This is a genomic window from Butyrivibrio sp. FC2001 (genome assembly GCF_000424125.1).
Lineage (GTDB): Bacteria > Bacillota > Clostridia > Lachnospirales > Lachnospiraceae > Butyrivibrio.
In genome coordinates, this window is sequence record NZ_KE384132.1 from 347,183 (window position 1) to 361,101 (window position 13,919).

Genomic DNA, 13,919 nt, shown 5'->3' on the forward strand with positions numbered 1-13,919 from the left:
ATACATTATGAATGGTGCTCAGGCTATTGTGAAATGTTTGCAGACTGAAAATGTTGAAGTTGTTTATGGTTATTCAGGGGTGGCTATAGCTCCCTTTTATGATGCGCTCGGCGAATTGCCTATAAAGCAGATACTTGTAAGAACCGAGCAGAACGCTGCTCATATGGCCAGCGGATATGCGAGAATCAGTGGAAAGGTTGGCGTCTGTGCCGTTACCAGTGGCCCAGGTGCTACTAACCTTATAACAGGTATTGCTACTGCTTATGCAGACAGCATTCCGCTTGTTTGTATTACCGGTCAGGTTAATAGTGAGCTTATAGGAAGTGATGTTTTCCAGGAGGCTGACATTACTGGTGCTGCTGAATCCTTTGTTAAGTACAGCTACCTGATCCGTGATGTTAATGATATTCCAAGGATATTCAAGGAGGCTTTTCATATTGCAAGTACAGGACGTAAAGGCCCTGTACTCATTGATATCCCGATAGATGTTCAACAGCAGATGATCTCTAAATTCTCATATCCTGAAAAGGTAAACATGAGAACCTACAAGCCTACAATCGAGGGTAATGCTGTGCAGATAAAGAAGGTCGTTAAGGAAGTTGCTAAGGCAAAGAGACCTATTATCTGTGTTGGTGGTGGTGTTCATTTATCAGATGCTGTACACGAGATAAGAAAATTTGTTAAGGACAACTGCATCCCTGTTGTATCCACAATGATGGGAATAGGTGTCATGGCCGCTGAAGATCCCTACTACTTTGGAATGGTCGGCAATAACGGACGTCCCTGTGCTAACAGAGCCCTCAATGAATCAGACCTTCTTCTTATGGTAGGCGCAAGAGTTGCTGACAGAGCTGTGAACAGACCTGACCTTATTACAGAGAATAAGGTTCTTATCCATATTGATGTAGATCCTGCTGAAATCGGTAAAAACGTAGGGCCTACGATTCCTCTTGTTGGTGATATTAAGCATATTTTCAAGAAGATAAATGATTTCGAGGATGAGGAAGATCTTATCCACGAGAGAAAAGAATGGATAAATACTCTTAATAAATATAAGAGTGAGATGCTGGAAAAAAGACCTGTTATCGATACTGAAAAGTATGTGGATCCCAAGGACTTTATAGAAAGCTTATCAAGAGCACTTCCTAATGATGCAATCTACATTGCAGATGTAGGTCAGAATCAGATATGGTCCTGCAGATGGCATCTTGTTCGCGAGGGAAGATTCCTTACCTCCGGCGGAATGGGAACCATGGGCTACTCGATACCTGCTGCCTTTGGCGCAAAATACGCAGCTCCGAAGAAAAAGGTAGTTGCTGTAATGGGTGACGGAGCATTCCAGATGTCCATGATGGAACTCTCAACCCTGCGTCAGTACGGCATGAATGTATCACTTATCGTGTTCAACAACGGATATCTTGGCATGGTTCGTGAGTATCAGCACTATGCATTAAATGACAGATATAACATGGTCGTACTTCATAACACTCCTAAGCTTGATAAGATAGCTGAAGCTTATGACATGAAGTATCTTCGCGCATCTTCCAAGGCGGAAGCGGATAAGCTTATTGAAGAACTTATGAATACAGATGAGTGTGTGCTTTGTGAAGTGGTTGTAGACCCTATGGATTTGGCAAAGTAATGCAGGAGGAACTATGAAAAGAATTTACTCAGTTCTTGTTGAAAACCATGCCGGCGTACTCTCTAAGGTGGCCGGACTGTTTTCCAGACGTAATTTTAATATTGATTCCCTGGTTGTTGGTGAGACCAACTCCAAGGACGTATCATGCATGACGATCGTATCAAGCGGCGATGAGCGCACAATCGAGCAGATTGAAAAGCAGCTCAACAAGAAGCTTGATGTCATAAAGGTTAAGACCTTTAAGGAGAGCATGAGTATCTGTCGTGAGCTCACCCTTATAAAGGTAAGGTATAACCGCGAAAACAGAAGAGATATCATGGAAAACTGTGACATCATGAAGGCTCATATCGTTGATATGAGTAAAAATATGATGATCATTCAGATCTGTGATACCCCTGAAAGGGTAGAAGTTTTTATTGAAATGCTCAGAACTGTTTCCATAGTTGAAATGGCAAGAACAGGAACGGTTGCGCTTACGAAATGCAGTGAGGGAGAGAAGTAAGACTTTCACATTAAAAAACATCAAGTAAGTATTTGGTAAAATATATCAATAATTTATCCCTTTAAAGTTTTAAATTTATAAAGTATTTCGTTGACTTTGCGCATAAAAGCGCATATAATCCATATTTAACAGTAACTTTTAAGTTATTTTATGGGAGGAGCATGAAGAGAAAAGTTTTTCAGCTGCTTGTAGATAATACATCCGGTGTTCTCACCAGAATCTCAGGTCTTTTCGCAAGACGAGGCTACAATATCGAGAGTATCACTGCCGGAACTACAGCAGATCCTAATTATACCAGAATTACAATTGTTACATCGGGCGATGATGTGATCCTTGATCAGATTGAGAAGCAGCTCAGTAAGCTGATAGACGTCAGGGACATTCATGAGCTTGAGCCCGAGGAGAGTGTTTACAGAGAGCTTGCTCTTGTAAAGGTTCGCGCAGGTGAGAAGGAGAGAGACAGCCTTATCACTATAGCTAATATTTTCAGAGCAAATATCATCGATGTTACACCGGAGTCTCTCATCATCGAGATCACTGGTAATCAGTCAAAGGTGGATGCACTTTTGAAGATGCTTGAGGGCAAGGAGATTCTCGAGCTTGCAAGAACAGGTATAGCAGGTCTTGGAAGAGGTACCGATAAGGTAATCTCTATCGAGGAGCTTGAGAATATGTAATGCAGCAATGACTGCAGCTAACTACAGTTAACTTCGAAAATTATAAATTTTCGCAGCTATATATTAAAACACATATTTACGGAGGTAAGAAACATGTCACAGGATGCACGTATTTTCTATCAGGAAGATTGTAATCTTTCACTTTTAGAGGGTAAGACAATTGCTATTATCGGTTATGGTTCCCAGGGACACGCTCACGCACTTAACCTTAAGGAGTCCGGATGCAACGTTATCGTAGGACTTTATGAGGGCTCAAAGAGCAAGGCTAAGGCTGAGGCACAGGGACTTAAGGTTTATAATACAGCGGAAGCTGCTAAGCTCGCAGATGTGATTATGATTCTTATTAACGATGAGAAGCAGGCTAAGATGTACAAGGAAGACATCGAGCCCAACCTTGAGGCAGGCAACATGCTTATGTTCGCTCATGGTTTCAATATTCACTTCGGTCTTATCCAGCCCCCGAAGGATGTCGATGTTACAATGATCGCTCCCAAGGCTCCCGGCCACACAGTAAGATCTGAGTATCAGGCTGGTAAAGGAACACCTTGTCTTGTAGCTGTATATCAGGATGCTACAGGTAAGGCACTTGATAAGGCACTTGCTTATGGTGCTGGTATTGGTGGTGCAAGAGCTGGTATTCTTGAGACCACATTCAGAACAGAGACAGAGACAGACCTCTTTGGTGAGCAGGCTGTACTTTGCGGCGGTGTTTGCGCACTTATGCAGGCAGGCTTTGAGACACTTGTTGAGGCTGGCTATGATCCGAGAAATGCATACTTCGAGTGTGTACACGAGATGAAGCTTATCGTTGACCTTATCTATCAGTCAGGCTTTGCAGGAATGAGATATTCAATCTCCAACACTGCTGAGTATGGTGATTACATCACAGGTCCTAAGCTTGTAACAGAGGAAACAAAGAAGACAATGAAGAAGATCCTTTCTGATATTCAGGATGGAACCTTCGCTAAGGAATTCCTCCTTGATATGAGCGAGGCAGGCGGACAGGTACACTTCCAGGCTATGAGAAAGCTTGCAGCTGAGCATCCCGCTGAGCAGGTTGGTGCTGAGATCAGAAAGCTTTACAGCTGGAACAACGAAAGTGATAAGCTTATCAATAACTAATTACGATGAACTTATTATAATTAGGAAAAGGGGAGCTGCCGCTTAGCGGCAGCTCATTTTGGGGATTATGGAATATTACAGTAAGAAGCCTGTGAGAAGAAGAGTGCTTTCTCTTCTGGTTCTTTCCTTTACTATGTATATGGTAGCGGTTTTGCCTTTATTTATAGCCAGAGGCATGCCGTTTTTCTATTATGGGGATTACAATGTTCAACAGATTCCTTTCTATACTGTTGCTCACAGAGCTATAAGAAGTGGGAACCTTTTATATCTATGGAACATGGATTTTGGAGGCTCACTCATAGGAAGCTTTTCATTTTATCTTCTGGGAAGTCCGTTTTTCTGGCTGACTGTTCCATTTCCTGAGGAAGCAATTCCGTATATGATGCCATTTTTGATGGCACTTAAATACGGTGTGTGCTCAATGACTGCATACGTTTATATCCGAAGAAAAGTAGTGCGCGATGATTCTGCAATGATCGGTGCACTTCTGTATGCATTTTCAGGCTTCAACGCCTGCAATATTGTATTTAACCATTTTACGGATGCAGTTGCCTTTTTCCCTTTGTATTTATTGTCCTTTGAGCTGCTGATGGAGGTTGATCATCACAAGGATCACTGGTTCTTTATTCCGGGCGGAAGGAAGTTTGTATTCTTTACGCTGATGACAACCCTTATGGCGGTTATAAATTACTATTTCTTCTTTGGAGAAGTGGTATTTCTGATCATCTACTTTGTTGTATGCTACGTTCCGGGAAACAGGACGAGACAGATACTCAGGATGTTTATGCGCTCCTTAGCGGGAGGAACCCTGGGCGTTCTTATCGGAGGCTTCTACATCCTTCAGGCTATTCTCGGAGTATCGGGTAACAGCAGGATTTCTAAGGTTATCCTTGGCTATGACACCGTGTCCTATAAGAGCATGAATATGCTCTGGGATATCATAAAGAGCATGGTCATGATACCGGATATAATCGGTAAGGGTACGGTATTTTATACGGATACTGTGAAAAACGCATCACTTGCGGTTTTCCTTCCACTGTTTGGTTTATCCGGAGTCATAGCGTATTGCTTAATGCATAAGACAAAGAAGAATGCTTATAAGAGACTGATCATAATATGCCTTATCATGGCATTTGTTCCTTTTCTTAATTCCGCGTTTTCTTTATTTAATGAAAGCTATTATGCGAGATGGTTTTATATGCCGATTCTCATAATGTCCATGATGACAGCAAGCGTAGTGGAACGAGGCGGATCTAAGGAATTAAAAAAGGGAGTCCTTATAACCTGCGGATTGTTCTTGCTGATAATTCTCATATCAGTGCTTCCTTCCTATAACGACCAGGATGAGGTTATTACCATGAAGCTTATCCTTAATGAGCATATCTATTGGAGGGATGTCATTGGAACAGCAATCATGATGGTGATGCTGATTGTTTCTGTGTTTGCAGTTCCGAAGTGTATTAGACAAATAAAGGTGCCCTTTAAAGGTAAGGTATTAGCAACCTTAAAAAAGCCAGTCATGAGAACGGATATCCTGTTTATCATGACTGCTATAGCATCAATAATATCTCTTCACATTGTGCTTCTAAACGGAAGCGGTCTTATCAATGATTTTGGTAAGGAGCAGTGGGAGAAGCAGATGCTGCAGTCAGCGCCTGTTCTTAATGATGATACTGAGTTTTACAGAACAGAGACAGACAGGACTGCTACCAACTACGATATGTACTGGGGATATGGATCTCTCCACAGCTTTATAAGTACCATCCCTTCAGAGTCCTTCGATTTTTTATATGGTGCAGATGATGTTGAGAGGACGGTGGAGACCAATATTCCTGCGGATCGAATCGGTTTAAGAGCGATACTTTCAAATAAATATTATTTTGAAAACTCGCTTATAAACGATGAGGGTTTTTTTGAAAGTGGCGATGGAATAGAAGGGTTCTTTAAGATTGATACGCAAAACGGAATAGATATTTTTCTTAATATGAATTATATTCCCATGGGCTTTACCTATGATTACTTCATAAGAGAGTCTGACTGGGAGAAAATTGATACTGAAATAAAGGACCGCCTGCTCACTGTGGCCCTGGTTTTATCCGATGAGGATGCTGATAAGTACAGCGATATTATAAGTGAGCTTCCGGCTGCATATTATGCGGATGAGCTTCCTATAGATGTTTTTCAAAACAACTGCATGGACCGCGCAGACACAGCCTGCCAGAAATTCGAGACAGATACAAAGGGCTTTTATGCCATGACAAGTAATCTCTTGGAAGATAAGTTGATGTTTTTCTCTGTTCCGAACATGAAGGACTTTAGCCTTACCGTTGATGGTAAAAAGACTGAAATAATAAATGCAGATTACGGAATGATGGCTGTAAAAATTCCCGCAGGAGTTCATGAGATAAGGACTGATTTCAGGCCCGGTGGTTTTTATCAGGGACTTGTCATGAGCATAGCCGGAATTGTGATTTTAAGCGCTTATTTACTGGTTCTTTGTTTTTACAAAAAGCGCTAAATATGGTATGTTTATTCAGTGAATATACAAAAGATGTAATGGTGTGAATGTTTATAAGAAAGGTGAGGAGTGATTGTAAATGGCAGGTATGACAATGAGCCAGAAAATTCTGGCGGCACATGCAGGACTTTCAGAGGTTAAGGCCGGACAGCTTATCGAGGCTGATCTTGATCTCGTACTTGGTAATGATATTACAAGTCCTGTTGCCATAAAAGAAATGGAAAAGTTTAATTCCAAGGGCGTTTTCAACAAGGATAAGATCGCACTTGTTCCGGATCATTTTGTTCCCAATAAGGATATTAAATCAGCTGAAAACTGCAAATGCGTTCGCGAATTTGCAAAGAGAAATTCCATTACCAACTACTTTGAGGTTGGTCAGATGGGAATAGAGCATGCTCTTTTACCTGAAAAAGGTCTTACAGTTCCCGGAGACCTTATAATCGGAGCTGATTCACACACATGTACTTACGGTGCTCTCGGTGCCTTCAGTACCGGTGTTGGTTCTACAGATATGGCTGCAGGTATGGCTACAGGTAAGGCGTGGTTCAAGGTTCCTTCAGCTATAAAGTTTAATCTTACAGGTAAGCTTAACGAATACGTAAGCGGTAAGGATGTAATTCTTCATATTATCGGTATGATTGGCGTTGACGGCGCTCTCTATAAATCCATGGAGTTTACAGGCGAAGGCGTTAAGGAGCTTTCAATGGATGACAGATTTACAATTGCCAACATGGCTATCGAGGCAGGTGGAAAGAACGGTATTTTCCCTGTTGATGAAAAGGCAATCGAGTATCTTAAGGAGCATGCACCGGGTAAGGAATACAAGGTGTTTGAAGCAGATCCCGATGCTGAGTATGATGAGGAGTACACTATTGACCTTTCTACACTTAAGTCAACAGTTGCTTTCCCGCATCTTCCCGAGAACACTCATACCTTTGATGATATCGATGACATTAAGATCGACCAGGTAGTTATCGGTTCCTGCACAAATGGTAGAATCGATGATATAAGAATGGCTGCCAGGATCCTTAAAGGCCGCAAGGTTGCAGAGGGAATGAGATGCATAATTATCCCTGCTACACAGGCAATCTACATGCAGGCTATGGACGAGGGACTTCTTAAGATCTTTATTGAAGCAGGCGCGGTTGTTTCTACTCCTACCTGTGGTCCCTGCCTTGGCGGATATATGGGAATTCTTGCATCAGGAGAGAGATGCGTTTCAACAACTAACAGAAACTTTGTAGGCAGAATGGGAGCTACTGACTCTGAGATTTATCTTGCTTCTCCGGCTGTTGCTGCAGCAAGTGCGATAACAGGTAAGCTTTCACAGCCTTCTGAATTATAAAAGGCTTTATATGAAAGAAAGGATAAGCGTATGAAAGAAGCAAGAGGAAATGTTTTTAAATTCGGTGACAACGTAGATACAGACGTTATCATTCCTGCAAGATATTTGAATACAGCTGACCCTTCAGAGCTGGCTGCTCACTGCATGGAGGATATCGATAAGACCTTCATTCAGAAGGTACAAAAGGGTGATATCATTGTTGCCAATAAGAATTTTGGCTGTGGCTCATCAAGAGAGCATGCACCTATTGCCATTAAGGCTGCAGGTGTTTCCTGCGTAATAGCAGAGACCTTTGCCAGAATTTTCTATAGAAACAGCATAAACATTGGTCTTCCCATTGTTGAGTGTGAGGAAGCCGCAAAGGAAATAAATCCCGGTGATGTGGTCAGCATCAATTTTGATACAGGTGTTATCACTGATGAGACTACAGGTAAATCCTATCAGGGACAGGCATTCCCTCCTTTTATGCAGAAAATAATAGACAGTGAAGGACTGGTAAATTATATAAATGCAAAGTGATATCAGACTTTTTATGGTTATTCCCTGTTATAACGAACAGGAAGTATTGCCTGAGACTTCCAGACGACTTGAGGAAAAGTTTGGAAAGCTCATAAATGACGGTGTAATTTCTGGGGACAGCAGAGCAGTGTTTGTAGATGATGGTTCTGCTGATAAGACCTGGGAAATGATTGATGAATTACATAAGAAAAATCCTCTGTTTCAGGGAGTTAAGCTCTCCCGAAACAGAGGCCATCAGAATGCACTTCTTGCAGGTCTTATGACTGTAAGAAGCGTTTGTGATGTTGCAATATCCATGGATGCTGACCTTCAGGACGACATAGGTGCGATAGACGAGATGCTGCAAAAATACAAGGAAGGTGCTGAGATTGTATTTGGTGTAAGAAGCAGCAGAGAGACAGACACTGCCTTTAAAAGAGGTACAGCACAGAGCTATTACAAGCTCATGAACAACATGGGAGCTGACATCGTGTATAATCACGCTGATTTCAGACTTATGAGTAGCACAGCTCTTGAGATGCTCTCAGAGTTCACTGAGGTCAATCTGTTCCTCAGAGGAATTGTTCCGATGATAGGCTTAAAAACAGATATAGTTTTTTATGAGAGATCAGAGCGCTTTGCGGGTGAGAGTAAGTATCCTCTTATGAAGATGTTATCCTTTGCATTTGAGGGGATCACGTCACTTAGCGTTAAGCCCATTCGGGTAATATCAGGTCTTGGAGTTACGATCTTTTCAGTGAGTATAATCATTTTAATCTATTCTTTGGTTCGTCATTTTACCAATAATACGATTCCCGGATGGACCACAACGGTTCTTTCCATATGGGCTATCGGAGGTCTTACGATGATCTCCCTTGGTGTAATAGGCGAATATATCGGTAAGATTTATCTTGAGACCAAGAACAGACCAAGATACATAATAAGTGAGTATCTTGGAGATAAGGATGATAAAGTAAATCTTGTTGATGTGAAGATATGCAGGACAACAGAATCCGATAAATAAAAATGTTTATGATCGAGCTTGCTCGAATAAAATATATAAATTGAGGTATTAAAATGTCAGAAGAAAAGAAAAAGAAAACACCCGCCGATTTTAAAAAGGAGAGCGAGGCAGCTTTTAAGGTAGACCTTGCAAAGGGCTCTAAGGTAAAGAAGGTTATCGGCGTAGTCAGCGGAAAGGGCGGAGTTGGTAAGAGTCTTGTAACAGGACTTTCAGCCTGCGCTATGAATAGAAAGGGCTACAGCACAGCTGTACTTGATGCAGATATAACGGGTCCTTCAATTCCGAGAATGTTCGGTGCTGAGCAGATTAAATATGCAGACGATAATGGTAATATGATTCCTTCAGAATCTGAAAATGGAATCAAGATGGTTTCCATCAATCTCTTAATGGATAACGATACTGATCCTGTTATCTGGAGAGGACCTGTTATCGCAGGTGTTGTTAAGCAGTTCTGGGGAGAGGCCTGCTGGGGCGATGTGGACTACATGTTTGTAGATATGCCTCCCGGAACAGGTGATGTTCCGCTTACAGTTTTCCAGTCACTTCCTGTTGATGGGATTATCGTTGTATCAACACCACAGGAGCTTGTTTCCATGATCGTTGAAAAGGCTGTTAATATGGCTAAGATGATGAACGTTCCTGTAATCGGTCTTGTTGAGAACATGAGCTATATGAATTGTCCTCACTGCAATAAGCCTATTTATGTATTTGGTGAGAGCAAGATTGATTCCTATGCTTCAGCTAACGGACTTGATGTTCTTGCAAGAATTCCGCTTGATCCTGAGTTTGCTGCAAAATGCGACGCAGGTAAGATAGAAGAATATGAGCCTGACTTCATGGATAGCCTTGTATATGCACTTGAGCAATTATAATATTTTCTAATTCGCTCAGGGTGTATATAATAAATATATACGTATATTATGGCATGAAAATAATATTCTTTCGGGGGATACGGTTATGAAGTGGAGACCGGGTAAAAAACAATTCAGTATAATGGTATCTGTTATCCTATGCAGTCTTGCCATCATGCTGATCTACTATGTTATCTTTAATTGGAATTCACTTGAAAAAGGTATAAACAGATTCTTAGGTATCCTTACTCCAATCATTATTGGATGTGTAATCGGTTATATTCTTACGCCCGTATTGAATTTCATCGAAAAACAATGGATTTATCCCTTATATAAGCTTGGCGGAGTAAATCTTAAAGAAAGCCAGTATTTTCAAAAAAGGAAAAAGGTGAGAAAGCTAAGTGTAGCTCTCACCATGATCCTTTTCTTTGCAGTTCTTTACGCGATGCTGATGATCCTTATTCCTCAGCTGATCAGAAGCATAAGGGACATTATTCGTAATTTCCCTTTTTATGCTACCAATCTTCAGAGGTTCATGGACAAATATCTGGATGATAATCCTTCGATCAGAAGGGTTATGGATACATTGCTTCAACAGTATTCAGACACCATAAACAATATGTTTAAGGATAATGTTGTTCCTAATCTTTCGACTATGATAACGACGATCTCGAAGAGTATGATGAGCATTATCCAGGTATTCCTGTATCTTATAGTCGGCGTAGTAGTTGCTGCTTATGTTCTGAATTCAAAGGAAACTTTTATCGGACAGGGCAAAAAGATTTGCTATGCATACTTAAAAAGAGAGTTTGCCAATGAGGTCATAGGTGCATTCAGGTATGCTCATTACACCTTTACCGGATTTGTAATGGGAAAACTGGTGGATTCCATTATTGTTGGTATCATCTGCTTTATTGTTCTTAAAATATTGAAAATACCATATCCGATAGTTCTGGCCTTTGGTGTTGGTATTACCAACATAATCCCGTTTTTTGGTCCGTACCTGGGCGGAGGCTTTGGACTTATACTTCTGATAATGATCAATCCCTTTAAGGCACTGGTATTCCTGATAGTTATCGTAATCCTTCAGCAGATAGACGGTAACATTATAGGACCGGTTATACTCGGTAATTCCACGGGTCTGTCCAGCTTCTGGGTTATTTTTGCGATCATGTTCTTTGGCGGCATCTGGGGACCTATCGGATGGCTTATAGGTGTGCCGGTATTTGCATGTCTGTATACTCTGGCAAGGCATATTACTATGAACAGACTTCGCGATAAGAGACTGCCGAGGGATACTTCAACCTATATTGATGCTGCATATATGGACGATAGTGGTATAGTTACCCTTGAAAATGCGGATAACAGCAGGTACTACGTCCACAACGATACATCTACATGGCGCAGGATCTTTAAATTTTACAGAAGCAAAAAGAAGATAATCGAGAATGTTCTTCCCAATATGGGTTCTGATAATGAAGAGACTGTGAAAAAGGAAGAGGGCAAAAAGCATTCGGAAGGCGCACAGGAGAAGACTTTGGAGCAGGTCGGAACGCAGGGACTTGATGACTATGATAAATAAGGACATTAATTTTGTAATGTATACCCTGCGGATTTAATGCTTAAATTAGCGCCTTGACACTTGATTTTATGTAATTATAATAATCTTTAAAAAGTTGGCACTTTAACGTGCTAAATCATATCGGCTTGGGCGTTACTTTATATACCTGAACTGATCAGAAAATTAGGAGGAGCATAATTATTATGAGTAAGAAAAATTTAGACTGGTCAAGTATTGGATTTAATTATCACGTAACGGATTATCGTTATGTGTCCAACTACAAGGATGGAAAATGGGATGACGGCGCCATTACAACCGATTCTAAGATTGTATTAAGTGAAGACGCAGGCGTTCTTCATTATGCACAGGAAGTATTCGAAGGCCTTAAGGCTTATGAGACAGAGGATGGACACATTGTGTGCTTCAGACCTGACCTCAACGCAGACAGAATGGAGCAGTCAGCAGGACGTCTTGAGATGCCTGCTTTCCCTGCTGATAGATTTATCAAGGCTGTTGACGAAGTTGTAAAGGCTAATGTGGACTGGGTTCCTCCTTTCGGAAGCGGAGCAACCTTATACATCAGACCTGTAATGTTTGCTACAGGTAACGTTATCGGAGTTAAGCCTGCTGATGAGTATCAGTTCAGAATCTTCGTAACTCCCGTAGGACCTTACTTCAAGGGTGGCGCTAAGCCCATCGTTGTAAAGGTAAGTGATTTTGACAGAGCAGCACCGAACGGAACAGGTAATATCAAGGCCGGCCTTAACTACGCAATGAGCCTTCATGCAATTGTAACAGCTCACGAAGAGGGCTTTGCCGAGAACGTATATCTCGATGCTCAGAGCAGAACATACATCGAGGAGACAGGCGGAGCAAATATTATATTTGTAGATGCTGACGGCAACCTTGTAGTTCCCAAGTCATTTACAGATTCAATCCTTCCTTCAATAACAAGAAGATCTATCGTTCAGGTTGCAAAGGATTACCTTGGACTTAGCGTAGAAGAGAGACCTGTAAGACTTGATGAAGTACAGAACTTTAAGGAGATGGGTCTTTGCGGAACAGCTGCAGTTATCAGCCCTGTTGGTAAGATCAATGATCACGGCAAAGAAATCTGCTTCGAGTCCGGTATGGATGAGATGGGACCTGTACTTAAGAAACTCTATGACACTCTCACAGGAATCCAGATGGGTGAGATTGAAGCTCCTGAAGGATGGGTACACGTTATCAAATAAAATCTTATATTTTGAATTTCTGCCCCGGCTTTATGTCGGGGCTTATTATATAAAAAGGAACTGCCAGCAGAATGGAAGAAAAGGCCAGGAATAAAAGATCAGTCATACTTCTTATTATAATAATCATCTTTTCGCTCACTTTATCGGTAGCAATCAATATGCTTTCGCCTAAGGGGAAGATAGCTGTTATCACTGTGAATGGAGAAACAGTAAAAGAGCTTCCACTCTCAGAGGATGCTGAATTTGTCGCTACCGGCTACGAGGGCGGCGAGAATAAAGTTATTGTTAAGGACGGCACCTGTTATGTCAGCTATGCGGACTGTCCTGATAAGCTTTGCGTAAAACAGGGTAAAATAATAAAGGAAGGCGAATCCGTAATCTGCCTTCCCCACAGGGTTGTTGTCACAATAATGGGAGCTGATAAGAGTAATGAATTGGATTCGATAGCTAAATAGAAGCAAAATAATTGAGAAACATATAAAAAAAATATAAAAATACTACAATTGTTATCGGAATAGTGTAAAATGTTTTTATAAGTGATTTTTTATTTAAAAATTTAAAAATTCTAACATACTAATTATGAGGAGGGTATGCGAATGTTAAACATCACTAAAGACTTGAAGGACAAAAATCTGGTAGTTGGTCTCGAAGGAAGACTTGATACAACAACAGCTCCCACACTTGAGGAAGAGCTTAAGTCTTCACTTGCTGGAGTAGAGACTCTTGAGTTTGATCTCGCTAAACTCGAGTACATTTCCAGTGCAGGTCTTCGCGTGCTTCTGTCATCTCAAAAGACAATGAATAAGCAGGGCAAGATGGTTGTTAAGAATGTTTCCGAGGAGGTTAATGAGATCTTCGAGGTAACAGGCTTTTCAGATATTCTTACAATCGAATAATACCGTTTATATAATAGCAGGATAACTATGTTTATCCTGCTATTTATG

General features: G+C 41.2%; 13 protein-coding genes. All 13 read left to right on the top strand.

Annotation, left to right across the window (positions count from 1 at the left end):
- The first annotated feature begins 7 nt into the window (after positions 1 to 7).
- The 13 genes from ilvB to G601_RS0115245 all read left to right on the top strand — a co-directional run bounded on the left by ilvB (position 8) and on the right by G601_RS0115245 (position 13,871).
- Positions 8 to 1,642, top strand: a complete 1,635-nt coding sequence (ilvB, locus tag G601_RS0115185; RefSeq protein WP_026490623.1) for a biosynthetic-type acetolactate synthase large subunit — start codon at positions 8 to 10, stop codon at positions 1,640 to 1,642.
- A gap of 13 nt (positions 1,643 to 1,655) precedes the next feature.
- Positions 1,656 to 2,144, top strand: a complete 489-nt coding sequence (gene ilvN, locus G601_RS0115190) for an acetolactate synthase small subunit (RefSeq protein WP_026665872.1) — start codon at positions 1,656 to 1,658, stop codon at positions 2,142 to 2,144.
- Positions 2,145 to 2,305: 161 nt separating this feature from the next.
- On the top strand, positions 2,306 to 2,821 hold the full coding sequence (ilvN, locus tag G601_RS0115195) for an acetolactate synthase small subunit (RefSeq protein ID WP_026490625.1): 516 nt from the start codon (positions 2,306 to 2,308) through the stop codon (positions 2,819 to 2,821).
- Positions 2,822 to 2,914: 93 nt separating this feature from the next.
- Positions 2,915 to 3,943: a ketol-acid reductoisomerase gene (gene ilvC / locus G601_RS0115200; protein ID WP_026490626.1), complete on the top strand. Its 1,029-nt coding sequence runs from the start codon at positions 2,915 to 2,917 to the stop codon at positions 3,941 to 3,943.
- A gap of 67 nt (positions 3,944 to 4,010) precedes the next feature.
- Positions 4,011 to 6,461 carry a YfhO family protein gene (locus tag G601_RS0115205; RefSeq protein WP_026665873.1) on the top strand — a complete coding sequence of 817 codons (2,451 nt, stop codon included), beginning with the start codon at positions 4,011 to 4,013 and terminating at the stop codon, positions 6,459 to 6,461.
- 79 nt (positions 6,462 to 6,540) lie between these two features.
- A complete protein-coding gene (leuC, locus tag G601_RS0115210) occupies positions 6,541 to 7,806 on the top strand; it encodes a 3-isopropylmalate dehydratase large subunit (protein ID WP_026665874.1) in 1,266 nt (421 codons plus the stop codon).
- 30 nt (positions 7,807 to 7,836) lie between these two features.
- Positions 7,837 to 8,325, top strand: coding sequence for a 3-isopropylmalate dehydratase small subunit (gene leuD / locus G601_RS0115215; RefSeq protein ID WP_026490629.1), 489 nt, complete (start codon positions 7,837 to 7,839; stop codon positions 8,323 to 8,325).
- Complete coding sequence (locus G601_RS23595; RefSeq protein ID WP_051205901.1) at positions 8,315 to 9,328, top strand: glycosyltransferase family 2 protein; 1,014 nt, start codon at positions 8,315 to 8,317, stop codon at positions 9,326 to 9,328. Before leuD ends, G601_RS23595 begins: the two co-directional genes overlap by 11 nt.
- A 53-nt stretch (positions 9,329 to 9,381) precedes the next feature.
- Positions 9,382 to 10,200, top strand: coding sequence for an Mrp/NBP35 family ATP-binding protein (locus G601_RS0115225; protein WP_026490630.1), 819 nt, complete (start codon positions 9,382 to 9,384; stop codon positions 10,198 to 10,200).
- A gap of 85 nt (positions 10,201 to 10,285) precedes the next feature.
- On the top strand, positions 10,286 to 11,761 hold the full coding sequence (locus G601_RS23600; protein WP_051205902.1) for an AI-2E family transporter: 1,476 nt from the start codon (positions 10,286 to 10,288) through the stop codon (positions 11,759 to 11,761).
- A gap of 182 nt (positions 11,762 to 11,943) precedes the next feature.
- Positions 11,944 to 12,975 carry a branched-chain amino acid aminotransferase gene (locus tag G601_RS0115235; RefSeq protein ID WP_026490632.1) on the top strand — a complete coding sequence of 344 codons (1,032 nt, stop codon included), beginning with the start codon at positions 11,944 to 11,946 and terminating at the stop codon, positions 12,973 to 12,975.
- Positions 12,976 to 13,046: 71 nt separating this feature from the next.
- A complete protein-coding gene (locus G601_RS0115240) occupies positions 13,047 to 13,430 on the top strand; it encodes a NusG domain II-containing protein (RefSeq protein WP_026665875.1) in 384 nt (127 codons plus the stop codon).
- Between the two features lie 141 nt (positions 13,431 to 13,571).
- The gene (locus G601_RS0115245) at positions 13,572 to 13,871 is read left to right on the top strand and encodes an STAS domain-containing protein (RefSeq protein ID WP_026490634.1); all 300 of its coding nucleotides are present in this window, start codon (positions 13,572 to 13,574) and stop codon (positions 13,869 to 13,871) included.
- Positions 13,872 to 13,919: the final 48 nt, after the last annotated feature.